Genomic DNA, 24,945 nt, shown 5'->3' with positions numbered 1-24,945 from the left:
TTCCTATATCGTAAAAATTAATTGTCTGTAACGCTAGCTACAATCGCTTGCATCTTTATTGCGACTTTGAGTGCCTCATCAAATTCATAATCATCTAACTGTTTTTCAAGCTGCTTAAGCAGAGATGCAAGTGGCTTAGATGACAGTGTTGCTCGCTCTGTTGTGATAAGTTCGGTCGCTGCCATATCAAAGTCATTAAGCATATCGATAAGTGTAGCTAAAACGGCGCTAGCCTTATCAACATCTAGAGTAACCAGTGTCTGCTCTTTGGCTCCCACAAGCAGTTGTGCGCTAATCTCTTTACAGACTAGTGATAATTCACTTTCTAACAATTCATAATTATCACTAGCAGTAATCTCTGCCTTGGGTCGTGAAAATGTTTCATTATCTTGCTCTAATTGCTCCGCATACTCAGCTAGCTTTAATGCTCCTATCGCACCAGCAACGCTTTTTAGCGTATGTAAAAGTCTTGCTGCTGTCACAATATCATCGGCTTCGACACTCGCATTAAATCGCGTTGAAAAGTCGTGTTGTCCGCTAACGAACTTCTGCAGCAACTTAATATAAAGCTCTGTTTTTCCTTGAGTACGATGCAAGCCCAACTGAGTATTTATGTGCTCAAAGAGGTCAAAGTCAATCTCGCTTCCTCTAGAAGGGCTGTCCGCCTTTGCTGTTAATTGCGGATATTTGGGAGTCACCCATTTAGCGATAGTAATAAATAACTCATCGACATTAATCGGTTTAGGAATATGATCATTCATGCCCGACTCGAGTGCTTTTTCTCTATCTCCAGCCATTGCGTTTGCCGTCATAGCCAGCACAGGAAGGTGTTCCAACTGCTCAATCTCTCTAATCCTGCGAGTGGCACTATAGCCGTCCATGATTGGCATTTGGCAATCCATCAATACACCATCGAACTGTTCTTGCTCAAGGAAATCAAGCGCCTCTTGACCGTTATTAGCCAGCACGGGGGTTATGCCATTACTGCTGAGCAGCTCTACGATCAGCTCCTGATTTAAATCATTGTCTTCTGCAACTAATAGTTTTGCTCCTGCAAGTTGAGATAGCGCAGTTTCAACTCGACTGCGCCTTTTTGAAAAGCTCGTGAGTTTACGTGGCGCTAAACCTAAAGCAGGCAATAACGCATCCCACAATGTCGATTGAGTAACAGGTTTGGTGAGCACCGCATCTATAGGTACATCTACAGCATCGAATAATAACTCCTCTTTACCGTAGGCTGTCACCATGACGACATGAGGTGTCATGGATTCGGGCAGCTGCTTGATGAATTTCGCTACGCCTATTCCATCAAGCTTTGGCATCTTCCAATCCAGCAATACCAGTTGATAAGGTAAAGTCTCACTTTTTTTGAGCATTTCGACGGCTTCTACGCCATCTTCAGCACACTCAACCTGCACGTTAAGACTATCTAACATGGCTAAGAGGATCTCACGGGAATTGGCATTATCCTCAACAAGTAACACACGAATATCTTCTAAGCTTCCTTGATAAATTGGCGTAATGTCATGATGTTCGACTATGGGGAATACCGATTCAAAATAGAAACTACTGCCTTGATTCACTTCACTTGAAACGCCAATATGCCCCCCCATTAAGTCAGCCAAATTTTTACAAATTGCCAGCCCTAATCCAGTACCGCCATATTTTCTAGTGGTTGATGCATCGGCTTGAGAAAACGCTTTAAACAAGCCTTGCTGCTGCTCTGTCGTCATGCCGATTCCAGTATCAGTGACCGAGAACTTAAGTGTGACTTCATCATCAGTCAGCTTTTCAATACTGACGCCAATGATCACGCTACCTTGTTCGGTGAACTTAACGGCATTATTAGCAAGGTTGGTAAGGATCTGTGCTAATCGGAGCGGGTCGCCCTGCAACATAGCAGGAATTGATGGGTCAATATCAAACAACAATTCCAGCTCCTTCTCAGCTACTTTAATGCCAACAAAGTTGATAATGTCTTCTAATACATCCTCTAAGCGGAATTGAATCGCTTCGATATCCAGCTTACCCGCTTCTATTTTTGAAAAGTCGAGGATGTCATTGATGATCCCTAATAGAGATTGAGCTGAACGATGGGATTTATCAATATAGTTGTGTTGCTGCTTAGTTAATTCCGTTTTAAGTGCAAGATGTGTCATGCCAATAATGGCATTCATCGGCGTGCGGATCTCATGACTCATATTCGCTAGGAACTCTCCCTTAGCACGGTTAGCGTCATCAGCAATTTCAATCGCTGAGGCGAGCTCCCTTTGCAACGCTTTCGACTCATTAATATTGAGATGAACGCCACTGATCCGACCGGCATGACCATCTTCAGTATAATGGTGCACCTGGCCGATACTCATTATCCAGTCATAACTTCCGTCTTTACGTTGCATTCTAAATTCGCGTTTAAGCAGCTGTGGGTTTGATTTACTCTGAGCTTTTAAGCTATTTAGAATCGACTCCCTGTCATCTGGGTGTATTAAATTAAACCAGGTCTGCTCTCCAGCATTAAGCACTGACCACTGCTCGTTATCAATACAAAGATCCAGTACATCGTAACCAAGCATATTGGCGTACATAGGGTTTACTACGACTTTATTTTCAGCAGGATAATAATCCCACATTCCCATTCTTGCGCTTTCAGCAGCCACCTTGAGTTTATCTTCAGATAGTTGCAGTCGATTTTCAGCTAGCTTTTGCTCAGTAATATCAAATAATGTGCCATCAAAATAGCAAGCATCGCCTATTTCATCGTAAACAAATTGCGCCTTAATCTGCAAATATCTTAATTCATTTGCAGCATTCTTAATGCGAATATCGCGGGTCACAAAGCTCTGCTCTTGATAAGCAATACTCAGCTCAGCTTTGAGCGCTTTCATATCTTCTGGAACGACAATATCCACAAAAGTAAGCCGAGCATTTTCACCTAGAAAATCTTTATCGCAGTAACCTGTAACGACTTCTACATTGGGACTCAAATACTGCAGTGTATATTCAAATTTATCGAGAATATCGACCCGATAGCGGTATACAACACCCTGAATATTTTCCAGTAAAACTTGGTATTGCTGCTGGTTTTTCAGCATTTCTAAACGGACTTTTTCTTGCTCGCTGATATCGAGTAATGAAAACCTAACCTCGGTAACTCGACCCGAACCATCCTTTACAAGATCGGTCGACACAGAAACAAATAACATCTCGCCGCTGGTATCATGCAGCTGCACCCTTTCATCTTGTGATCTAATACCGCGTAATCCTTGTTTGAATACGGTATCAATTGGACCATTCTCTTTATTGATTACATCACGCCAATTAATGCTTTTAAAAGCCTCGCGTTCGACACCTGCTAACAAAGAAAACTGCCGATTGTGCTTGATAAAATCACCGTCAACATTAACCGATGCATAAGCCACAAATGAGTTTTCGTAGAGATCCCACAGCGCTTCTTCCCGCTCTTGTAGCTCTTTAGTTCGCAGGTTAATTTGTCGCTCTAAGTTATCATTATCAACTTGTAACCGGTCATGCACCAAGCGACTTATCTTGATACCGCCGACAGAGAGCAAGATGCACAACAGCACAATCGCCGCCATAATCCCTATGATAATATTTTTAAAGAAGAAGTAATTACTTGCCGCTTCATCGAGATCCATTTCGGTAATCACACCGAAGCCATAACGGCTGTCCCAATGCCAAGCGCCGATAACCTCCTTACCACGGTAATCTTTATAACCCTTATAATTATGTCCATCCATGCGCATACTTAATTGGCTAGCACTGTAGGTGAGCGGACTATCGTTGTGGTTCTTTGCTGCAGGAGATTCTGGAGTCAGTATTCTTCCTGGATTGGTTACCCGTAGGTTTAATACCGACATCTGCCCCGGGTCGACCAGTCCTAATGATTGCAGATCTTTCTCGAAGCGACTGTGGGACAATATATATCCCTCTTGAGATACAAAATAAGACTCTCCTGTTTTACCGACACCCGCGCTTTCAGCTAATTTTGCAAACTCGACATAAGGGTCGATACGTAACATCAATACTGCCAGGATATTCTCTTTAGCATCCCGTATAGGGCTCAGAACAAACATCGTCGGTGTTTGCGTTTGCTCAATACCGTAAGGGTTTTTCAAAATCACTTCAGAGCGGATAGGCGCGGTAATCACGGTTTCGCCAGCAACTGCGCGGGCAAAAATCTTAGCCTCTTTGCGGGCAACAATATTCAGTGTGCCAATATTTTTATCTCTTGCTGAAGACAAGTTAGTGCCATCTAAAGCAGTGATAAAAAAACCTAAAGCCCCAAAAGATCGACTGTAACGATGATAAGCTTCTCTTGACCACTGAATGTTTTCACTAGCAAGTACGTTTTTGTTGTTAGTATCAGAAATGAGATCAGCTGTCCGTTTCTGCAAAAGAGGGTTGCTCGAAACGGCTGTAATTCGCGACTCCCAGCCTTTTACCCAAGAGTAAAGGGCTACATCGCTAGTTTTGGTTAATGTTCTCAGCGCTTCGCCGCTTTTTTTAACCTCATGGTCATAGGTAATCGATAAGCCAATCGCACCGACGAGTTGCAAAATAAGCGTGAAAACTAGCAATGATAGTGCGGCATACACCCGATTTTTTCTTAGTTTGAAAAAGATAGATATATCTTGATTGACAGCGCGTTTAAGCTGTAAGAACAGTCCAATAAGTAAAGCAAATAAGCCAAATAGTACTAGCCCGATAAAGATATGATCCATTACCTATAAACTCCATACTATTGATGCAAATGTGATTATTTGCATTTTCCCTATATCGACTTAAAGGCTATTTCTCTTCTTCAAGAATTTCCAATCTCTAGATTCTAAATAAAAAGAAGCGAATATCATGTACACGCCTACTAAGAATAGCTGCAAGATCCGCAAATAAAAATTAACCGCAACATCTTTGTCTGTGGAAGAAACCGTTGAGCCAACAACCACTAATAAAGCCGACAATATCCCCGCAAAGAGCGGTGCTTTTGCGGGATCTGCATAGATCTTTTGTCCAAATATTAACGCTGCTAACATCGACATGCCAATATAAAATGGCAGTTCAGGAACAATCGTCAACAAGTTATAGAACACAATTGCCAGTACGCCACCAATACCATTGGTGACCAATAAAAATAGACTCACCTTGATGCTCTTTGCACCTGCGGCTTGTAGCGATAAAATGGCGATAAATATCATCGTCAGCAGCGCACCAGAGATCTCTAAAAAATAGAAAAAACAGATAACGGGGAACGCTAGAATGAGGGCTCGAAATGCTTCGTGAGTGCGTTCATCGTGACTCTGTTCTGCATTGGCTAGTGATTCTTTCTCTGGCGAGAGATCGGGGAGTAAAACATGCAGTAATGCAAAAATAGAAACCGCAACGACCCCTGAAAAACTGAGTCCGACCCCAACCATCAGCGATGCGCCCGGCTGCAACAGTCCAAGATAGGGTAACAACAGCGTGGCAACGATGAAGATCGTTGCAAAGAAATTCCACTTAGGGCTACTGAAAAGGTAGTAGCCCCAAAGCATCATCATCGCCAATAATGGCAGTAAAACCGCTGGGTATTGCGTGGGTCCGAAACTGACTAACCAAGCAATCGCGATAGTACAAATCATTGAGATGAGTAACTCGTACACCGTTTGTACTGTAGGCTCTTGTCTGTCGACCAAAAACTTAGCCACAAACACCGGCACAATAAACGCTAGCGGCCATGCCCAGATAGAAGAGACTGCGACCGCAAGACCTATTCCTAAGGTGAACCTGAGCACTCGTCGAGTATAAATAGCCTCTTCGAGCGCTGCTTTTTCAGCGCTGACGATAAGCTCCTCGGCTTTATCTGACATAAGAGAACCAGCTCACGACTCTGATCCAAGCGCGGCCAAATAAGTTAATCATTGAATTATCTTTAGTATAAACGATTACATCAGCTTGGCCGCCTACACGTCGCAGCCCCACTGCTTCATCTTTTGATAATACTATGGTGACAGGAAAGCGTTGTGACTGCCTAAGCCAACCAGTTTGGCCTGAGATCTGAGCCAGTTTGCCCGTTTGCTCACTCTGCCCCCAGTCAATGCCGTAATCAATGCTACCAACCTTTGCTTTAAACACTTGGCCAGGGGCATAATCTAGCGCGAACTCGACCTCATCACCGGCTGTTATATTACCTAAACTATTTTCTCTGAAATAAGCTTCGATCCAGACATCTTCTGAAGAGATAAAGGTCATAATAGGCTGACCAGCGCTCGCATATATCCCCTCTTTCAATCTGAAGTTAGAGGCGACGCCATCGGTAGGTGCTGTAATAGAGGTTCGTTGTAAGTTTAATTGAGCTTTCTCTAAACTCAATAATGCCGATTTAACATTGGTATTATTTTCACCTTCAGCGCCTAAACGCTCTTCTGCCTTGGCTAAATCCGCTTTCGCGCTTGCGACCCCCGCCTCAGCTTTAGTTAATTCTGCACGGGCATTGTCGGCATCAGCCTGCGACATAACCTGCTTTTCAACCATGGTAAATATGCGCTTAGACTGAACCTGCGCATTTTTATAGTTAGCCACCGCATTGGTCACTTTCGCCTGCGCAGCTGCCACATTGGCAGTTTGAGCGCCAACATTTTGCCCTGCTTTCTTTAAAGATTGCTCTGCTTGATGAAGCGCAATCTCATAGTCAGTAGTATCAATCTGAGCCAAAACATCACCCGCTCTAATTAGCGTATTTGGCGTTGCTAAAATATCTACAATTTCACCTGAGACTTGCGGACTAATTGGCACGACATAGCCGCGAATACGGCCTAAATCTGTAGAGGGAATAAAACGGTCGGCGATTAAATGGAATACAAATAGAAAACTAACAACAATCAAAATGATGTTAGTCGCCTTACGAATTTTGCTGTTCTTTTTGTCCTCAGTTGGGTTGGCTTCTGCCTTTGCACTTTCACTTGCTGATACTTCTTCAGGCGTACCCTTTTGTTCAGTCATATTGATCCCTATCCCTAACCGATGCTTTTGCTTAGAACACATACTATTTTTTTACCAGTTTAGTGTTAAAAACACGTAAAATTCAATATCTTTTAGAAATAAGCTTAGTATCTGCTCCATCACACCATTAAATATGCGAATTGGAGCTGCAATCAATGTCTGAGTTTTTGATTTAACGGCAGGAGTTTTGTCGACGGGATTGGCGGTGAGCCTTGTAACACAGCAATAAAATGAGCGTTATCAACCTGGGAACTGCTTGGCCAATAACGCTCGAAACTCATCAATACTTTTTGATACTCGGTTGAAACTAGTGGGCTCTTTTTACATCCTCAGCCATACCGCTTGCAGGTAAAGCCTTAGGTTTGAAGTCCTCAACAGCTTGTTTATCTAACTCTTGCTTAAGGTAGTCCAACGCCTTCTCAAGTTGCGCATCTTTACCGGTAAAAGTTGCATATGGCAGATTATCAACTTCGATATCAGGGCTGACGCCACGTCCTTCAATAATCCAGCTACCGTCCATTGCATACTGTGGATACTCAGCAACCCGTGCCATTCCTTTATCAGTCAGAGAGTTACGACCAGACAACCATACGCCGGCACCCGTAGTTTGCTTACCTATAAGCGGAGCAATACCCAGTGCTTTAACCCCAGCAGAGAAGGTCTCACCGTCTGAATAAGTCAGCTGATCGGTCAGTACGACTAAGTGACCATTAAAGGTTTGCTGCATATTGCCAGATGGAGTGCCATGGGTTGGAGCCCAAAATGCCCATGTACGTCTAAGCAATTTCTCAATAATCCAACTGTCGATATTTCCGCCTCGGTTACGGCGAACATCAATAATCAGTCCCTGTTTATCGTAATTAGCGTAGAACTCACGCGCGAAACTGGCGACATCACCACTGCCCATCGCGTAGAGATGCAGGTAACCGAACTTGCCATCACTTGCTTTGCTAACTTCATGACTATTGTGGTTGACCCAGTCTTGATACCTTAATTTTGCGTTCGCTGATGCGGTGACCGGTTTTACAATTGTCTGATGTGTTTTACTGCCACGTTTAAGCTCTAGTAGTACCTGTTTAGCACTTTGGTTACGAATAAGGCGTGTAACATCCGCGATGTTCGTCAACTTCCTACCGTTTATCGCAATGATAATGTCACCGACTTTAGCATCAACACCCATCTGTTTTAGTGGCGCCGCTTGCTTAGGCAGTTCAGGATCGCCTTGATAAATATGCTCAATCACCACCCCTGCTTTTGTTTGCTCTAAACGCGCACCTAAACTTGCAGATTTAGCCTTGTTGGGATCTTTAGCGAAGTCGCCGCCACGAACTTGAGAGTGCAGCGAATCTAACTCGCCCATCATCATCTTGAAAATATCATTGAGCTCATGACGATCAGTTAAACGATCCACCAACGGTTGGTATTTCACTTTAGCCTGCTGCCAATCGACACCACGCATTTTCTTGTCATAGAACGAATCTCGGTGCATTAACCAGGCATCTTCAAACATCTGCTGCCATTCAGCTGTTGGTTGAATGGCCAGCTGCCAATTGTTTACCTGAACTTTGGCGTTATCGAGTTCTTTAGGTAGCTTGTCGCCCGCATCAACAATCAACATCTCTTTACCCTGCTTCGATTGTTTGCGGATAAACAGCTTTTTACTGTCGTCAGACAAGGTATATGACCCCACATCCTTTGAGAATGTATCGACCTTAGGGCTTAGTGGGTTAAACTTCACCACCTTCAAAGAAGACTTACGGCTTCCGACATTTTTATCAAGCAGATAGAACTTATCTTCACCGAGTTGCAGTGATGAATAGTTACCAGCTGCAATAGGCACTTGCCATAATCTGGCCGATAAGCCATCCCAGTCAACTCGTGTCTTAATCTCGTCATCACTGTCTTTTTCAGGCTCACTCAGCAACTCATTGGGCTTTTGAAAAGCAAAACGTGCTTTAGAGTTTAGGGCAATGGCAAACACTTCAGTACGCTTATTAAACATCGGCCCCATGTTTCTGTCACCCCATGGAGAGCTTGGCGTAGAGACAAACTTTCGGTTTGAGAGAAAATAAAGCCAATCGCCATCTTTACTAAAACTGGGCGAGAATGACTCATACTTATCTGTGGTGAGTGCTTGCGCTTTATTTTTATCTAAAGAGTACAACACGATTTGGGGGCGATTTTTACCCATCTCTGCTTTGGTGAGCGCGATAAATTGACTGTCTCCCGACCAAACGATATCGGCGTATGGCCCAAGCCCTTCACCTTGGGTAATAATTTTCTTATCACGTCCCTTCTTTAAATCTAATAGCCAAACATTACCGTCATAATCATCATGAGCCAAATAACGGCCGTTAGGCGAAAGGTATAGATCCATACGTAATGCTTTGCCGTTTTCGGTTAACTGCTTACGCTTATCACTGCCATCGGCGGCAAATTGCCATATCTCCTGCTCACCGCTAATGTCACTTATGCCGTATACCCACTGGCCATCTTTACTCATAACCGCATTGCGCACTCGACTGTCAGCAGGTACTGTCAGCTGTACCAATCTTTGGCCATCCGTTGAAGCGATGGCGACTTGGCTACGAGCGGTGATCACAACTCTGTCGTTTTGCGGCGTAAACCTTGTAGATGTTGCATACTTCATCGGATCGTTGACCCAATGTTCTCGTTTATGCGAAAAATCTGAAATCAATTCAATATCAACAGCTTGCTCTTTATTCGATGCAATATCGAATAACTTAATATCGGCGCCCTGTTGGAAAACAATACGCCCTTCATTAAGCTTAGCACTTCTCACTTGCCACTCTTTATAATGTGTATGTTGCTGTAGATCTTTGCCATTAACAGACATTGACCAGATATTGTCGTTACCATCACTATCGCTGATAAAGTAAACACGAGACTGCCACAACATGGGTTGCCTTACAGAGCCGTCGTGGGTAGCTGCTAATTGCTGCGCTTCTTGTTGCTCACCAAGCTTAAAACGCCAAAGCTCTCCCTTAGCGCCGCCTCGATAGACTTTGGCATTATCACCAGTGGTTTGTAAGCCAAAACGAGTGAAATAAACATATTCATTTTGCTCATCAATAACCCCTTCGATAGCATCGGCAAGCGGTAAATCTGTTGTTACCAGACTTGTAGGGTCGACAGTACGTAATACCCAGTAATTTGCTGGACCAAATGCATTATCAGTGGCATACAGGATTTTTCCATCACGGGTCCAGCCTTGCACTCTCACTCGAGAGTTTTCAAAGCTAACTCGCTTGGCTTGCCCACCGTCAATTGCAATAACGTAAACCTCTGATGAACCTTCATAGTTCGCCACATAAGCGACAGATTGACCATCAGGAGAAATAGTCGCTCCCAACTCTTCAGCAGGTAAACTGGTTAAACGTCTGGCCTTCGATTCTGTCAGGTCTTTAGTCCAAAGATCGCCTTCAGCAGTAAATACTAATGTTTGTTGATTTAATGCCGGTGCGCGAAAATAGCCTGCTTTATCACTAGAGTCAGAGGCAAATGAGGGAGAAATATTAATTGTGCCCAAAGCTAACATGCAACATGCAAGTGAGTGACGAAGTTTCATCGAAGAGGCCATCCTATTGTAATTATTCTAAATGGGAGCGATTGAGCCACACAAAGTAGCAAACTTTTGATTAACCTTCAGCAAAATAAATATAAAGAATTATTAGCAAATGTGTCTTATACCAGTAGGTATACCCGTTCTACCTGAAGATGCAGGATTCAGTGGTAATTTAATGGACTTTAATCACGGCATTGATTGCAACCAATGGTCATTCCCTTGGTAAAATCAATAACACTGAGTAAAGTCCATGCTTTTATATAAGTCGTTGATCTACTCAGAGTGTTTTTAGCGAGCTAATTCAAAACGGATCATTGGCATAATGGTTGTTCTCTTTTGCATTTATCCAACACTGAAGTAGGTAGCTAAAACACTCCTTATAGGCGAGTTTTAGCGACTCTGATGCTGCGTTAATGAGCTTGAAGCTAGAATAACTATGCTCTTCACTCACTGCAAACCACATGGCCTAGCATGTTCCTGACATGCTTAAGGCATTCCCTCCATCCTTGGAGGTCAGATGTGGTGAATGTCATTCATGCACGACGATATGGATATAGGAGGTAGAGTAACGCAGGAGCAGTTATCGAGGAGCATTTAATGACCTTGCCTCAACACCGCTAAACGCCCGCTAAGCGTTCAAATCATTATAGCGATTGGTATTAGAGACATTCATAGCTATTTGAGAGTTAGCAACTATCTACTACGCTTGATAGGTCAGCACTCACTTTTTAACTAACACCTTGTATTGGCACAGGCCTGTTGATCTTTAAAACAAAAATAGTCATGAAAGCTCAATAACCCTAATGAAGGATAATAATGACCTCTGAATATCTGCGTCCCTCTTTAAGGGATGATCCCCGACTCCATAAAGCGCTACTGGATATGCCAAGCAAGTATGCCGATAGTTACAGTGAATCACAGCTTATCTATTTCCGACTTGCACTGATAGGTAAACCATGGCAGCAACACTTTATTGATAATCGTGGCACTTTTTATTTTCCGTTTGTTGGCTGGCGTTTTTTCTATGTATTCCTTTTAGGTAGAAACAAACGCGCGTTGAACCGCAAGGAAAAACAGGCGTCAATGGCCGTTTTCCTCCTGTCTTTAGTTGGCTTTATTGTGCTATCTATGGTTATTGGGCTGCTACTGCTATACCTACTGAAATCAGCACTAGGTATTGATCTATTTGAAGGTACTTCTCTAGGGATCTGGGATTGGTTCAATGAATAATGCCTACTGCATGAGTAGGCATTATTAAAGATAAAAGCTATTTTCTATTAATGAGCGGGATGATTCTATTCTCTGGGATCATCTAGCTTTTTTTGCAATTCGATAAAGCGGTTTTTCAATGCTTCATTTGACTGCAACAGGGTTTCATATTCATTTTCAATCCGTTGCAATGCTTGTTCAGCCTGAGCAAACTCTTCTAGGTTAAGCATTTTTTCCACCTCATCGAGCTCAGCAGTTAGCGTTCCAACATCAGTACCAACGTTTTTTAGGTTTTTAGCCCCATTAAAGTCCGATGACTGCAGCTTAATTTGCGGCTTTTCATCAGCGCTAGTACTTTCTTGGGCTGACATATTACCTGACTCTTGTTCTGGTGTAGCCATTCTCATCATCGCTGGTGCGTTGTGATCTTCTGGCGTAGACATTAAGGCTGGCATCGCTTCATCACTCAAATTACCCGTCTGCATTTGTGGATTAATCACAAACAAAGTGACCACCAATAATACAGAAGCTGCAGAAGATAATGGCCAACGGTGCTTGCGCCAAAATGACTGGCTTTTCACCCGCGGTTTTGCATTGCTGGCTGCGAGTTCTAGAATGGCGTTATCAAGTACCTTTGATGGCCGTTCTTGCTCAATATGTTGATAAAGTGCATGCAGCTCTTTTTGAGTATTGTCTTCACTCTCTTTAGTCATACTCCACCTCCTGCCACTTCAGGTCAACACAGGCTTTAAGGCCTTTATTTGCGTAACGAAGACGGCTCTTTGTTGCCTCAACTGTTGCACCTGCAATATCGGCAATCGTTGCGGCAGTGAAGCCCATTTCAATATTAAGCAAGAACGCTTCTTGTTGAACTTGCGGCAAGTCTTTCACGCAGTCTTTAAGTAACAGCGCCTTCTTTTGCTGTTGCAGTTGTTGCTCTGGAGATTCAGACAAACAACTGGCGACGGATTCTGTTTCTTGGCCATCCTCAAAAGTATCACTAAAACTACTTTCAGGTTTCTTGGCTCTTACATGGTCGATTATCAGGTTATGTGCAATGCGATATAACCAAGTGGTGAATTTTGCTTTGGCTTGATAATTGGCTGCCGCTTTTATCACTCTGCTCCATGTTTCTTGGTACAGATCTTCAGCCAGTTGATTGTCATAGATTTGCCGCACAAAGTAGCGATATAACGGCCCTTTGTGTTTACTGTATAGCAGTTCAAAAGCACGAGTATTACCGCTAGCATACTGCAGCATGAGCGCTTGGTCGGGATCTGCATTTAAAGGTTGATCTGTTGGGTGAATGGGCTCTAACACACCAAGGTCCTTTACAGAGTATTGAAACAATAAGTCTGCATTGCTGCGGGGAATTTGTCTATAGCGAGATTTATAGCGATGACATGGAGTGTGGAGTTAATTTAGCAGCGTTATAAACGTGAACAGATAATGACAATTTACTTAATGCTAGAGTGAAACTATCGACATCGATTAACTAAAAACACAGATACGTCATACCGTTGGTATTAACAGGCACAAAAAAACCGCAGTGAAAACACTGCGGTTTTATTTGTTTAGTGTCGCTTAAGCTAGTTTAGCTTGTAGCGCAGCATCTTTAGCCTGAACAGCTTCAGCAGACTTAGCACGCTCTTCTTTTACAGCTACAGCCAGTGCATCATCACCAACCGCTAGCATTTGTGCAGCTAGGTAACCCGCATTTTTAGCACCAGCACTGCCGATAGCGACAGTAGCAACAGGAACGCCACCAGGCATCATCACTGTAGATAGTAATGCATCATGACCTTGTAGTGGACCATTGTCTATTGGTACACCAATCACTGGACGAGTTGTGATACCAGCAACTGCACCTGCTAAGTGTGCAGCAAGACCAGCAGCACAAATAAATACTTTACAACCACGAGCTTCAGCATCAGTCACGTAAGCGTGAGTAGCGGCTGGAGTACGGTGGGCAGATGTCACTTTAGCTTCAAACGTAATGTTGAAAGTCTTTAATACATCTAGGGTAGATTGCATTGTAGGCAGGTCAGAATCAGACCCCATTAATACTGCAACAAATGGTTTGCTCATTTTTTGTCCTTGTGTAGGGCGGTACATTATTATATTTGCGCGCATTATAATGAAAATAAGCGCAAAGAGTAAACAGGCTTCCCCCAAAGCCAATGACCTAATTATCTCTAAGCTTTGTTTTGACTGCAAATAACTTATTAGTACATATGTATAACAAATAACTAAGATTGCTAGCCAATCTCTTATGTACCTTTAGATCCCTGTGACTATACGGTACTGCATAGAACTAAGCGTCTCTATGGCTATAGAGTGTGAATATTGTGTATCACTTTGTAACACCGATAGCGGTTCACACAAATAATTTTGTCAGTCAAAATGATGATGTATACATTTCCGTTATTAAGCGCAAATAGCACTACTGTTTAGTACCGCAAATTTGATAAACTCGCCCGATAGCTTTCAACAAATACACCAACTCGTCGTTGCAAGATTAAGCACTTGTTAGAGTTGTACTTTTTATCTACTATTTAAGTAATTTACAATGATCTTTACCTGTACATATTTTCTTTTGAATGCAGCAAACAAATGATTTGAACGAGTAGAATAGGATATTCATGTTGCCCATCAAAGACAGTTTAAAAAAGAAGAAAATTGATTCACTCGATTGGAAGACTCACTTAGCTCTGCTAGGTGTGCCTTTGATGTTGCTGTTTATCTGTTGGTCGTTTTTTTTTAGTATCACCGCATCACCAAACGCAATTGCAAACTTGCTACTTGTTGGCATCATCTACCTGCTTGGTTACAGTCTCAATTACTATTTTCATCAAGGGCGACTTACAAGGCTTTGGGAACATCTGCAGCAAGTTGTGCATGTAAATGAAACAACCTTCGAATTAGTCAATATTTCCAGTCAGTATCAAGATGAAACCGCTTTTTTAAACGCGTTACTAAATAAGGCCGTGAGTAGTGTTGATGGCGCTGAAATGGGTTCAATTATTCGAGTCGAACCCAACACTGGTGCATTATCATTTGAATCAAGTGTGGGAATTGATATCAATAAGCTTAGACAGCTCAATATCAATCTAAAGCAATCATTTGAATATCGGTTAACCAAAGGTAAATGCGATAGAGTCGTCGTCATTGATGATATGGAAGCCATTAACTCTCGCAGCTCATTAAGCTCGTCAGATCAAAATATCCTGCTCGATGCTCCCTCAACAGCGATACGCTCAACCTTATCGAGCCCGATCCATATTGATGGTCACCTTTACGCCATGCTTAATTTAGATAGCGGAAAAGTGAAAGCGTTTAGCCATTATGATCGCAACCTAGTGGCGATACTCACTCATGAAGCAGCAAATGCTATTTCTCTATACCAAAAAAACCATAAGATTAATTTGCTAGCTAACTTTGATAGCTTGACCGAATTGTACAATCGTCAACGTTTTGAAACGCTTGTCAAAGAGTGGAAGTTGAAGCCCCATTTTGGTTGTTACTTGATACTCATCGATTTAGATAATCTTAAAGCGATTAACGACCAACATGGTCATGCAGCCGGCGACACAGCACTGCAAAAATTGAGCAAGCTTCTCAAAGCTCAATGGCATGAAAAGCAGTTAGTGGCGCGTTACGGCGGCGATGAATTTATAGCACTGTGCCACGGGCCTTTAGAGCGTATCGAAAATGAGATAAATATTATAGAGACAGCGCTGAGTGAACGAGGAGATATTAGTTTTAGCTATGGTATCGAGCAGTATCACGGTCAGTTAAACAAGACCATTAAGGCTGCCGATGAAGCCATGTATAGACATAAACGCGCAAAGGTCAGTAAGAGCTTATAAAGCTCTTATAAAATCTACATTTTTAATAAAGGAGTAGGCTTTCTTAGCCTATACCCATCCCACTTGAAAATGCTCGTTTCAGAGGTGTTGTGCTAGTTCAATTCTAGGCGCGTTAACGTGGAAATGGTTATTCCCTTTTAAGGTGCCGCAACAGCGAAGTGGGCTTGTACAACCTCTTCTTCGATGGGCGTTTCTTATATAAAAAGCATGGGCTTTACTCTGTGTTATTGATTTTACCAAGGGAGCGACCATTAACTGCAATCAATGCCTCGCCGACAGGATGTAGGTGCCTAGGTTCAGCATGGAGCAATGAATCTGTGACTAAAGCTGATTAAACACCCACTGAATCCTGCATTTTCAGGTCGGATGGGTATAACCCTTTAACGATAATTGTTTTAGCAACCGCCCTATACACACACTCGTTTGAGGATTTTGTCCAGTTTTGCAGATGTGCTTTTCTGCTCTCTTGCTTGTTCAGCAATCGTCTTCAAATTGCTATGCACATCTTGGCTAAGCCTTGATATTTCAGATGCTCGGTCATTAATACTTGAAGTGGATGTTTGTTGACCCTGAATACTGTCATTAATATTTCCCGTCAAATTATCAAGTTGCAGAAAAGCGCTACCGATATCGGTAAATGCTTGCGATACTCGCTGACATTGCTGCAAGCTTTCTTGGCTCACTCGCTGGCTTTCACCAATTGCAGTGACTGCGCTGCTGGTTTTACCTTGCAGGCCTTCAACGATGCTCTGAATTTCGACGGTTGATTCTTGGGTTCTATGTGCCAATGCCCTAACTTCATCAGCCACAACAGCAAAACCTCGACCTTGCTCACCAGCACGTGCTGCTTCAATTGCCGCATTAAGCGCTAACAAGTTTGTTTGCTCAGCAATACTTTTTATCACTTCCAACACGTTACCGATTTTTTGGCTGTCCTTATGTAACACATCAAGTTCGCTAACTAAGCTTTCAATGCCATGGGTAAAATCTCCCATAAAGGTTTGATTCTTTATCGCGTCATTGGTACCTGTTTGCAGTAATTCGTTCACCTTCATCGAGGTAGATTGTAGCTCTTTAGCGTTGCCAGTTAACTCCTGAGCTGTCGCATCTATTTCACTCAATGACTGAGTTATTTTTTCATTTTCACCACTGCTTAGCTCTACAGATGATTCAGCTAACGTCATTTGTTCTGCCAGCTGCTCAGAGCCTTGGCGAAAAATGGTTGCGTCACTACGAACCTTATCAAGTACGTCTTTTAGGCCTTCAATAAATTCACTTAAGTTATTAGTAATCAACGCTAATCCATCGTCATTAGTATCAACGAGGCGCTCTTTCGGGGCTTCTTCAGTACTCACCACTAATGCGAGGTATTGTCTCAGCCTTGCTAATCGCATACTCAGTGCATTTTTAATCACATACCAACTGCCAACCACTTGAGCGAACGTTATACCCAAAAGTAACATAGCGACATCCCACTTAGAGATTGAAGCATCTGCAAACAATATAAATAGCAGTAATGCAGCAAGACCAACCGCAACGACAGGGAAAATAAGCTTCAATTGCAACTTGTGATCATCATTATCTTGCATAAAGAGTTCCATTCAATAGGCAGAGCCAAGGAGTGAATTATTAACTGCCGCAGCAGAATTAATTTTGATTTAACAAAATATCTACATTGTTATCGGGCAAAATAGAAAAACATGAAGGGCTAATTTATAATATTTACTAAAAAAGCCAGTTGCGATTGCAAACTGGCTTTAACTATTATTTACGCATGAGCAATAACTATCCGAAAAATAGTCGCCATAACCAAGAAGAATCAAGATCCTCCTGACACTGTCGATATTGGCCCGCATAACGTTTTGAGCGGTCATCGACTTTTTTAGCCACTTTAATCAACCAGGCTTTTTGATTATAAGTTTTACGTTTATAACCACCCCAACCTTCATGGTAATTTAAGTATTGGTTACGCGCATCCCATTTAGAGACGCCATTGATTTTATGGGTTTTATAGATAAACCAGCCCATAAAGTCCATCGCATCGCTAAAATTACTGCGGCTCGACCAAGAGTTGCCTGTCTCTCTTACATAATCATCCCAAGTCATGGTTTTTGCTTGGGCATAGCCATAAGCACTACTCGCTCTTCCTGTAGGGATAAAGCCTAAAAAGTACTCCATTGGCGGCGCAGCATTATGCTTAAATGAGCTTTCTTGGTACATCATTGCCAGCGGCACATGCACAGGCACGCCCCACTTCTCTCGGGTATCTTTAGCGGCGCTATACCAAGAGCGATTCTCTTGAAATATCGAACAAAGGTTTTCAGGATCTTTCGGGGGAGGCGTCGCGCAACCTGTTAACAGTGTTGCCAAGATAACAGTCGCAAATAATGCAGGCCATTTCATAAAAATTCATACCAACAGACAATAATAGCAATGCGCTAGTGTCACATTGATAGCCTCAATATGCAATTAGCCAAACGTTAAATTGTGTTAGAAATCAAGCGGGGACTGGGTTTATTGAGACTCAGGGAATTCACATTCATAAGATTCTTGACTGATAATCTCGGGTTGCCAAAAATCAGTGTTGTTTCCGTTATAAATTTTATCACGATTAAACTTTGCCCCAATGTGATACCGAGTATTAGCTGCAACAGTCACAGTCAGATCTTTTGGAGTACGAGCAGCAAGAGAGACATTTAAGTCTGGAGAGTCGATTAACTCAGCCAAAGTGAAGCGATGTTCGCCAACACTTAAGCGATAATTAGGCTGGGAGATCACAGGCTTGCCATCAAGATGGGTTACAACAGCTCGGTACAGGCCAAGCTCAGGCTCTGGCGCCAAAAAGCTTGATACCGTGCCACACTGGTTACTGTTATCTAGCTGCGATGCACAGCCAGATAACAATGATATCGATATTAAAGCCAGTAACTTAAGACTTTTCAAACTTATGACTCAAAATAATCTGCTAGAAACTCATCAAAGCTCACTTCGCCAACCGCTTCACTAGCGGCTTGCTGCTGAAGAGATGTTTTAGCATCTTGCTCGTAGCGTGCAAGCACAGAATCACTAATCGGGTAATCTTTGAGTTCTTGATGATACTGCTGCGCAAGCGACATCACCCACTGGCTATGATCAACCTGTTCCAGCTTAAGTTTAGCCATAATTCGACCCGACAACGTCTCATCTGGATTAACAACCGCTTTATGCCAGTGTGCAAGCGCTTGTTGATAGTCACCATCGGCTCCATCATCAAGTAGGCTGGCGATTGAACTCATATTGCCAAATAAGCTTTCTAACCAGTTTGAAAGTGATACTTGGTTACCATTTTGACTTAATTCTAAGCCTGGTTTACGCCCTTCAAGCACTACAGCTTGTAGGTTGGCTGCAATTTCGGCCTCTTCTGTAGCATCTGTGCTAGCAGAGGGCTGCAATAAACAATTAAGTAAGAACATATCCAAGAAGCGAATTTGTGATTTCTCAATCCCTACAGCACTGTATGGGTTAACATCGAGTGCTCTAACTTCGATATATTCAACCCCTGCACGTGCTAGAGATTCAGAAGGCTTCTCATTTCCTTTCGCCACTCTTTTAGCGCGAATAGGAGAATAAAATTCATTTTCAATCTGGAGTACATTTGCATTTAATTGGCGGTATTCACCATCAACTTTTACGCCTATTTTGGCAAAATTCTCTGAAGGCATATTAATGGCGGCGTTCATACCTTCAAGATAAGAGGATAAGTTGTTGTAACTGATATCCAAATTGTCTTGTTCTTGATTGGTATAGCCCAAGTCACTCATACGAAGTGACGTTGCGTAAGGTAAATAAAGCGTACCTTTACCGACTTTTTCAAATGGAAGTGACGTCTGCTGATCTTTGATAAATGAGCCACATAGTGCAGGCGAGGCACCAAATAAGTACGGCAGTACCCACACCAAACGACGGTAATTACGGATCAAGCCAAAGTAAGACTCTGAAATAAATGCATCTTTCGTTAGGCTTTTATCAGATAAGTCATAGAGACGGTTCCATAAATCATCTGATACTGAAAAGTTAAAGTGCACACCCGAGATAATCTGCATCTGCGCGCCATATCGATAGGTCAATCCTTTACGATATAAGCGTTTCATTTTGCCATTATTAGAGCTGCCATAATCTGCGATTGGAATATCAGCGAGATCTCCGACATAACAAGGCATACTGACAGGCCACAACCGTTGGCCATTTAGATGACGCACGCTATATGCATGGGTGTAAGTTAAATCTTCAACGAGTGAATCAATATTTTCAAAAACTGGAGTAATAAACTCTAGTAAGGACTCACTATAGTCAGTCGTGATCCGCGAATGCATTAATGCAGAGCCCAATGCTTGTGGATGACTGTCTGCAGCTAAGTGACCTGTCTTTTCAATTCTAAGCGCCTCGCGTTCAATGCCTCGTTGCATTGCCCTAAGTGCTTGACGACTTACTGGATCAGACAGATCCCCTACTAATTCATTGAATGATTTCAATATATTATTCTCTAGTACGTGACTTAAACTCAAAGTTCAACATAATCAGACCCGCGCTAATTAACTAAACTTTCAAGTCATATAAAAATAACTGTTATGTCTATATCATGACAATTATAGATGAGGTACTCCCACCTGTAGGAGCACCACATCTATATTGGGTCTAATTGCTAACTTTACAACTGCAAAATCTCAATTGGATAACCAAGTGTAGATAATTCAGACTCTATCTTGGCACGATCGCCAACGACAAGAATAAGCATATCGTCCAGTTTTAACTGACTTTTAGCTAAACCATTGAGCTCATTAAGTGTCACCTCATTAGTGATCTTAGTTTGTTGCTCACTGTAATTGTCATCCAGGTTATAACGTTGAATATTACGCATTAAGCCCGCTTTTTGGTACGGAGTTTCGTAATCTAACGCTTTAGACTGTGAAATAGAGTTTTGCATAAAGCTCAATTCATTCTCTGTCATGCCAGTCGCTTGGAACTCATTGATCTCTTTAATAAACTCAATCAATGCTTCGGTTGTGACATCACTACGAACACTTGCAGTAGCTTGATAGTAGCCTTGCTCAGGTCCGCCCGAGAAATAGCTTCTTGCGCCATAGGTGTAACCTTTATCTTCACGAAGATTAAGGTTTATACGACTATTAAATGCGCCCCCCAACGGGTAGTTCATCAAATACGACTTAAAGAAAGTACCAGTTGCATCATACGCTAGCGCACGTTTACCAATCTTAATCACAGACTGTGCCGCTTCAGGCTTATCTACGATGTAGATTTTACCTCCAGAGAATGCAGGTAATTCAGCCAACTCAGGAAATGGTGTTTTATCGCCCTTCCAGCTGTTTAGCCCGCTCAACTTCGCTAGCATCTGAGCTTCATTTAAATTACCGACAGCCACGATTTGAGCATTACCCGCGGTGTATTGGCGCTGATAGAAAGCTTTAACATCATCTAAAGTGATTGCAGAAACGGATTCAATTGAACCACCACTACTCACTCCAAATGGACTTTTATCACCGTACAACAGCGTTCCAAATGCTCTAGAAGCTAGATAGCTAGGTTCGGTCAATTGACGTTGAAGATTCTGCAGTAGCTGTTGCTTAACTCTGTCGAAATCAGCTTGTTTAAAGGCTGGTTCAAACAGCTTCTCTTGTACAATTTTCATTGTCGCATCAAGATTTTCAGTCAAAGCTGAGATCTTTAGATGACTTTGATAGCTACTCGCGCCAAAGCTAACATTACTGCCGAGCATCTCTAGTGCTTGAGTAAGGTCTTCTGCACTGCGCTTAAGACTTGATTCATTCATCATTGACGCAGTTATTGATGCTAAACCGGCTTGCTGCACATCAAGTATTCGATGACCACCATTGAGGTATACGACCACTTCAACCGTCGGAGTTTCATTGGTTTCAGTACCGATGACTTCAATGTCATTAGCTAACTTGCCTTGCCATAGTGTTGGGATTTTTAATACCGGTGCAGCGCCAACAGGCGGTACCAGGTTACGATCAAACTTAGAGGTAATTTGCGGTTTAACGTTTAAGTTTTGCACAGCAACTGCAGCGACTTTTTCAGTGGGTGCAACGAAATTATCAGCTTTCGCGATTAACTGCTTCTGACCTTGTGGCACGACACTCATTACCACCATAGGCTTGCCTTTAATATACTGATTAAACACGCGCATCACATCTTCTTTGGTGACGTTGGCATAACGAGCCAAATCAGACCCAATCATGTTGGGGTTACCCGAAAATGTTTCGTTAAATGCCAGACTAGATACTTTAACCTGCACGCTTTGCAGCCCAAATATGGTTGCCGCTTCAAAGTTAACTTTAACTTTTTCCAGATCCTCATCATTCACGCCGCGCTGTTCAAACTCAGTTATCGAATCGCGCATGATTTTCTCAATTGCGTCCAAATTCCCGCCTTTAGCAGGATTCGCTAATGCGTACAAAGAGAACTGACAAGCAAGCTCCTGACAAGGATGGCTAACACCAGCCTGCACTGCAAAACCGTCTTTGACCAAGTTCTTATAGAAAATTGATGTTTTACCACCACCAAGAATATTAGACAGTAGATCTAATGCAGGTTCATCTTCATGACGTGCATAAACAGTTGGCATACCCATGCGGATCAGTGGCAAATGAACGCGGTCTTCCATTGATAGATAGCGATCTTCATCCAAAGTCACTAACGACTTCGTTGGTTCTGCAACCGCTGGACCTGCTGGGATTTCACCAAAATACTTGTTTACCCAAGCGAGCGTTTGCATTTCATCAAAATCACCACCAATCGTCAATGTGGCATTATTAGGCCCATACCAACGTTGGAAAAAGTGTTTAACGTCTTCAACATCTGCTCGGTCTAAATCTTCAGGCCAACCGATGACAGGCCAAGAATAAGGATGACCTTGGGGATAAAATGCTTGATTAAAACGTTCACCCATTCTGCCGTAAGGGCGGTTGTCGATACGCTGTGCACGTTCGTTTTTAACCGTCTCACGCTGTACTTCAAACTTATCTTCGGTTAACGCTGGTAAGAAAAAGCCCATGCGGTCCGACTCAAGCCAGAGCATTTTCTCTAATTGATTATTCGGTACGGTTTCAAAATAATTGGTTCTATCGGTGTTTGTGGTGCCGTTTAAGGTACCACCCGCTTCGGTAACCATCTTAAAATGTTGTTCATCACCTACATGCTCAGAGCCCTGGAACATCATGTGTTCGAACAAGTGCGCAAAACCGCTGCGGCCTTCCAATTCACGTCCAGAACCGACGTGATAGGTTACATCAACATGCACCAGCGGATCTGAGTGATCTTCGTGTAATATAACGGTTAATCCGTTGGCTAATTGATACTTACGGTAAGGGATCCCTACTTCCTGGCCAGAAAAGCTCACGCTCTCAAGTAATGTCACTCCAGCAGGTAAGGTGGTTTTCACCTCTTGTTGGCCCGCACATCCAAATAACGCGGCACTCACGGCCGCGGCTAACATCCATTTTTTCAATTGTTATCTCCTTCGCTTGAATGCGATATTGCTTTAACGTCTGCACATGGCTCTAGTATTACTCACTCAGCTTAAAACAACCAGTGAGGACTCATCTGCTTAAAACTCCGTTTAAACCGAAAATTAACCACAATAATCAACATACCATTTTCATGCGTTTCAACTTTAACTCTGATAACGCAGACATAAGTCATCAAATCTATTATGTTTTTTATAGCATTAAACGTAGTTATCAGTCATGTTACTTACATGTAAACTGTTAATATAATTAAAACAAACTTGCATATTACAATAAGTTATAACTAAATCGGTTTGTGGTGCAAGGCACTCTCTCTATAGAATGCCAATATATACTCCTTCACTGTATGAAGGCAGCATTTTCCCAGCTCGTAATTGTAAATAATTAAGTGATAACTCTGTCACTTAAACTAAAAAAATAGAATATTTGGAATATTGATAATGTGGCAAACGATTAAAAACATCCCCTTTTGGCAAAAGGTATTAGCCGCCTTTGTGCTTGGCGCCACTGTTGGCGTTATCTTTGGTGAATCAGCAACGGTATTAAAGCCTCTTGGCGATCTATTTATCAGCGCCATTAAGATGCTGGTTGCACCGCTTATTTTCTGCGCCATTGTCGTGAGCATCACCTCTTTAGGCTCACAGGCGAACCTGAAACGATTAAGCTTTAAGACCTTAGGCATGTTTATGCTTACCGGTACAATTGCATCGTTAATTGGCTTAACGATCGGTTCATTGATAGATATGGGTGGTACCACAGCACTTGTGGCAAGCGAAGTGAGCGAACGTCATGTTCCTGGTTTTGCTCAAGTACTACTAAACATGGTACCAGTGAACCCATTTTCCTCACTTGCCGAAGGAAAAGTACTGCAGATTATAGTATTTGCGGCATTGATTGGTATTGCTATCAATAAAGTTGGCGAAAAAGCTGAACCGCTCAAGAAAACACTTGAAGCAGGTGCAGAGGTAATGTTCCAGCTTACCCGCATGGTGTTGCAACTAACTCCTATTGGTGTATTTGGTCTAATGGCTTGGGTTGTCGGTGAATATGGTTTATCGATGCTGCTACCATTGGGTAAATTTATTGGTGCTATTTATCTTGCTGCATTAATTCACATTATTTTCGTCTATGGCGGCTTAGTGAAGTTTGTAGCTAAATTGAGCCCGGTTCAATTCTTTAGAAAAGCAATACCTGCACAAATTGTTGCATTCACGACGGCATCGAGTTTTGGTACTTTGCCAGCGAGCACGCGCTGCACTGAATCAATGGGAGTATCTAAGCGTTATAGCTCATTTGTGCTGCCACTTGGTGCGACGATGAATATGGATGGCTGTGGGGGTATTTACCCTGCTATAGCAGCAATTTTTATCGCTCAAATCTATGGTATCCCACTCGATATGACTGACTACATGCTCATTGCCGTAACCGCAACTGTAGCCTCAGTAGGCACTGCAGGCGTGCCAGGAAGTGCAATGGTTATGCTCACGGTTACATTAGGTGTTGTTGGATTGCCACTTGAGGGGATTGCATTTATTGCTGCCATTGATCGTATCATCGATATGATCCGTACTGCGACTAACGTCACCGGCGATATGATGACTGCAGTTGTTATTGGTAAGTCTGAAGGCCAGTTGGATCAAGAACAATTCTATGCCGATGACAGCCAGAAGCCCGCTCCTGTAGCCAGCTAGACTTTTCTGTCCCAATAAAAGGCCGCTATCGCGGCCTTTTTATTATATAC

The 24,945-nt window shown here is 42.6% G+C and carries 15 protein-coding genes; 3 read left to right on the top strand and 12 right to left on the bottom strand.

Annotated features, from left to right (window positions below; all coding sequences use genetic code 11):
* Window positions 1-17: 17 nt before the first annotated feature.
* The 4 genes from K5R16_RS16835 to K5R16_RS16820 all read right to left on the bottom strand — a co-directional run bounded on the left by K5R16_RS16835 (window position 18) and on the right by K5R16_RS16820 (window position 10,585).
* The gene (locus K5R16_RS16835) at window positions 18-4,742 is read right to left on the bottom strand and encodes a response regulator (protein WP_220738810.1); all 4,725 of its coding nucleotides are present in this window, start codon (window positions 4,740-4,742) and stop codon (window positions 18-20) included.
* 60 nt (window positions 4,743-4,802) lie between these two features.
* Window positions 4,803-5,864: a DUF2955 domain-containing protein gene (locus K5R16_RS16830; protein WP_220738808.1), complete on the bottom strand. Its 1,062-nt coding sequence runs from the start codon at window positions 5,862-5,864 to the stop codon at window positions 4,803-4,805.
* Window positions 5,854-6,996, bottom strand: a complete 1,143-nt coding sequence (locus K5R16_RS16825; protein WP_259649913.1) for an HlyD family secretion protein — start codon at window positions 6,994-6,996, stop codon at window positions 5,854-5,856. The genes K5R16_RS16830 and K5R16_RS16825 overlap by 11 nt, the downstream gene beginning before the upstream one ends.
* Window positions 6,997-7,303: 307 nt before the next feature.
* Window positions 7,304-10,585 carry a S41 family peptidase gene (locus K5R16_RS16820; protein WP_220738806.1) on the bottom strand — a complete coding sequence of 1,094 codons (3,282 nt, stop codon included), beginning with the start codon at window positions 10,583-10,585 and terminating at the stop codon, window positions 7,304-7,306.
* 813 nt (window positions 10,586-11,398) lie between these two features.
* Here K5R16_RS16820 and K5R16_RS16815 point away from each other — a divergent pair.
* The gene (locus tag K5R16_RS16815; RefSeq protein ID WP_220738804.1) at window positions 11,399-11,812 is read left to right on the top strand and encodes a hypothetical protein; all 414 of its coding nucleotides are present in this window, start codon (window positions 11,399-11,401) and stop codon (window positions 11,810-11,812) included.
* A 65-nt stretch (window positions 11,813-11,877) separates the two neighbouring features.
* Here K5R16_RS16815 and K5R16_RS16810 read toward each other — a convergent pair whose 3' ends face one another.
* The 3 genes from K5R16_RS16810 to purE all read right to left on the bottom strand — a co-directional run bounded on the left by K5R16_RS16810 (window position 11,878) and on the right by purE (window position 13,879).
* The gene (locus K5R16_RS16810) at window positions 11,878-12,504 is read right to left on the bottom strand and encodes a hypothetical protein (protein ID WP_220738802.1); all 627 of its coding nucleotides are present in this window, start codon (window positions 12,502-12,504) and stop codon (window positions 11,878-11,880) included.
* Window positions 12,497-13,051 (bottom strand): sigma-70 family RNA polymerase sigma factor, encoded by a 555-nt coding sequence (locus K5R16_RS16805; RefSeq protein WP_220738867.1) that lies wholly within the window; start codon window positions 13,049-13,051, stop codon window positions 12,497-12,499. The genes K5R16_RS16810 and K5R16_RS16805 overlap by 8 nt, the downstream gene beginning before the upstream one ends.
* Before the next feature lie 324 nt (window positions 13,052-13,375).
* The gene (purE, locus tag K5R16_RS16800) at window positions 13,376-13,879 is read right to left on the bottom strand and encodes a 5-(carboxyamino)imidazole ribonucleotide mutase (RefSeq protein WP_220738800.1); all 504 of its coding nucleotides are present in this window, start codon (window positions 13,877-13,879) and stop codon (window positions 13,376-13,378) included.
* 557 nt (window positions 13,880-14,436) lie between these two features.
* Here purE and K5R16_RS16795 point away from each other — a divergent pair.
* Complete coding sequence (locus tag K5R16_RS16795) at window positions 14,437-15,660, top strand: diguanylate cyclase (RefSeq protein ID WP_220738865.1); 1,224 nt, start codon at window positions 14,437-14,439, stop codon at window positions 15,658-15,660.
* 407 nt (window positions 15,661-16,067) lie between these two features.
* Here the strand turns inward: K5R16_RS16795 and K5R16_RS16790 are convergent, their stop codons facing one another.
* The 5 genes from K5R16_RS16790 to K5R16_RS16770 form a co-directional block, all read right to left on the bottom strand.
* Window positions 16,068-17,249, bottom strand: coding sequence for a methyl-accepting chemotaxis protein (locus K5R16_RS16790; RefSeq protein ID WP_220738797.1), 1,182 nt, complete (start codon window positions 17,247-17,249; stop codon window positions 16,068-16,070).
* 196 nt (window positions 17,250-17,445) lie between these two features.
* Window positions 17,446-18,063: a hypothetical protein gene (locus K5R16_RS16785; RefSeq protein ID WP_220738795.1), complete on the bottom strand. Its 618-nt coding sequence runs from the start codon at window positions 18,061-18,063 to the stop codon at window positions 17,446-17,448.
* Between the two features lie 111 nt (window positions 18,064-18,174).
* The gene (locus tag K5R16_RS16780; RefSeq protein WP_220738863.1) at window positions 18,175-18,609 is read right to left on the bottom strand and encodes a hypothetical protein; all 435 of its coding nucleotides are present in this window, start codon (window positions 18,607-18,609) and stop codon (window positions 18,175-18,177) included.
* Window positions 18,606-20,171: a glutamate--cysteine ligase gene (gshA, locus tag K5R16_RS16775; protein WP_220738793.1), complete on the bottom strand. Its 1,566-nt coding sequence runs from the start codon at window positions 20,169-20,171 to the stop codon at window positions 18,606-18,608. Before gshA ends, K5R16_RS16780 begins: the two co-directional genes overlap by 4 nt.
* Window positions 20,172-20,347: 176 nt before the next feature.
* Window positions 20,348-23,185, bottom strand: coding sequence for a pitrilysin family protein (locus K5R16_RS16770; protein WP_220738791.1), 2,838 nt, complete (start codon window positions 23,183-23,185; stop codon window positions 20,348-20,350).
* Between the two features lie 459 nt (window positions 23,186-23,644).
* Between K5R16_RS16770 and K5R16_RS16765 the strand changes: the two genes are divergently transcribed.
* The gene (locus K5R16_RS16765; RefSeq protein ID WP_374758402.1) at window positions 23,645-24,895 is read left to right on the top strand and encodes a dicarboxylate/amino acid:cation symporter; all 1,251 of its coding nucleotides are present in this window, start codon (window positions 23,645-23,647) and stop codon (window positions 24,893-24,895) included.
* The last annotated feature ends 50 nt before the right edge of the window (window positions 24,896-24,945 follow it).

The sequence above is a fragment of the Shewanella sp. c952 genome, from assembly GCF_019654975.1.
In the GTDB taxonomy this organism is placed as follows: Bacteria; Pseudomonadota; Gammaproteobacteria; order Enterobacterales; family Shewanellaceae; genus Shewanella.
The sequence above is the reverse complement of the archived record's forward strand: the minus strand, read 5'-3'. Positions and strand labels throughout refer to the sequence as shown.

Bases quoted from the DNA above. Each gene is read 5' to 3' on its own strand.
- K5R16_RS16835 (WP_220738810.1), bottom strand. From the start codon at position 4,742: ATGGATCATATCTTTATCGGGCTAGTACTATTTGGCTTATTTGCTTTA.
- K5R16_RS16830 (WP_220738808.1), bottom strand. From the start codon at position 5,864: ATGTCAGATAAAGCCGAGGAGCTTATCGTCAGCGCTGAAAAAGCAGCG.
- K5R16_RS16825 (WP_259649913.1), bottom strand. From the start codon at position 6,996: ATGACTGAACAAAAGGGTACGCCTGAAGAAGTATCAGCAAGTGAAAGT.
- K5R16_RS16820 (WP_220738806.1), bottom strand. From the start codon at position 10,585: ATGAAACTTCGTCACTCACTTGCATGTTGCATGTTAGCTTTGGGCACA.
- K5R16_RS16815 (WP_220738804.1), top strand. From the start codon at position 11,399: ATGACCTCTGAATATCTGCGTCCCTCTTTAAGGGATGATCCCCGACTC.
- K5R16_RS16810 (WP_220738802.1), bottom strand. From the start codon at position 12,504: ATGACTAAAGAGAGTGAAGACAATACTCAAAAAGAGCTGCATGCACTT.
- K5R16_RS16805 (WP_220738867.1), bottom strand. From the start codon at position 13,051: ATGCTGCAGTATGCTAGCGGTAATACTCGTGCTTTTGAACTGCTATAC.
- purE (WP_220738800.1), bottom strand. From the start codon at position 13,879: ATGAGCAAACCATTTGTTGCAGTATTAATGGGGTCTGATTCTGACCTG.
- K5R16_RS16790 (WP_220738797.1), bottom strand. From the start codon at position 17,249: ATGCAAGATAATGATGATCACAAGTTGCAATTGAAGCTTATTTTCCCT.
- K5R16_RS16785 (WP_220738795.1), bottom strand. From the start codon at position 18,063: ATGAAATGGCCTGCATTATTTGCGACTGTTATCTTGGCAACACTGTTA.
- K5R16_RS16765 (WP_374758402.1), top strand. From the start codon at position 23,645: ATGTGGCAAACGATTAAAAACATCCCCTTTTGGCAAAAGGTATTAGCC.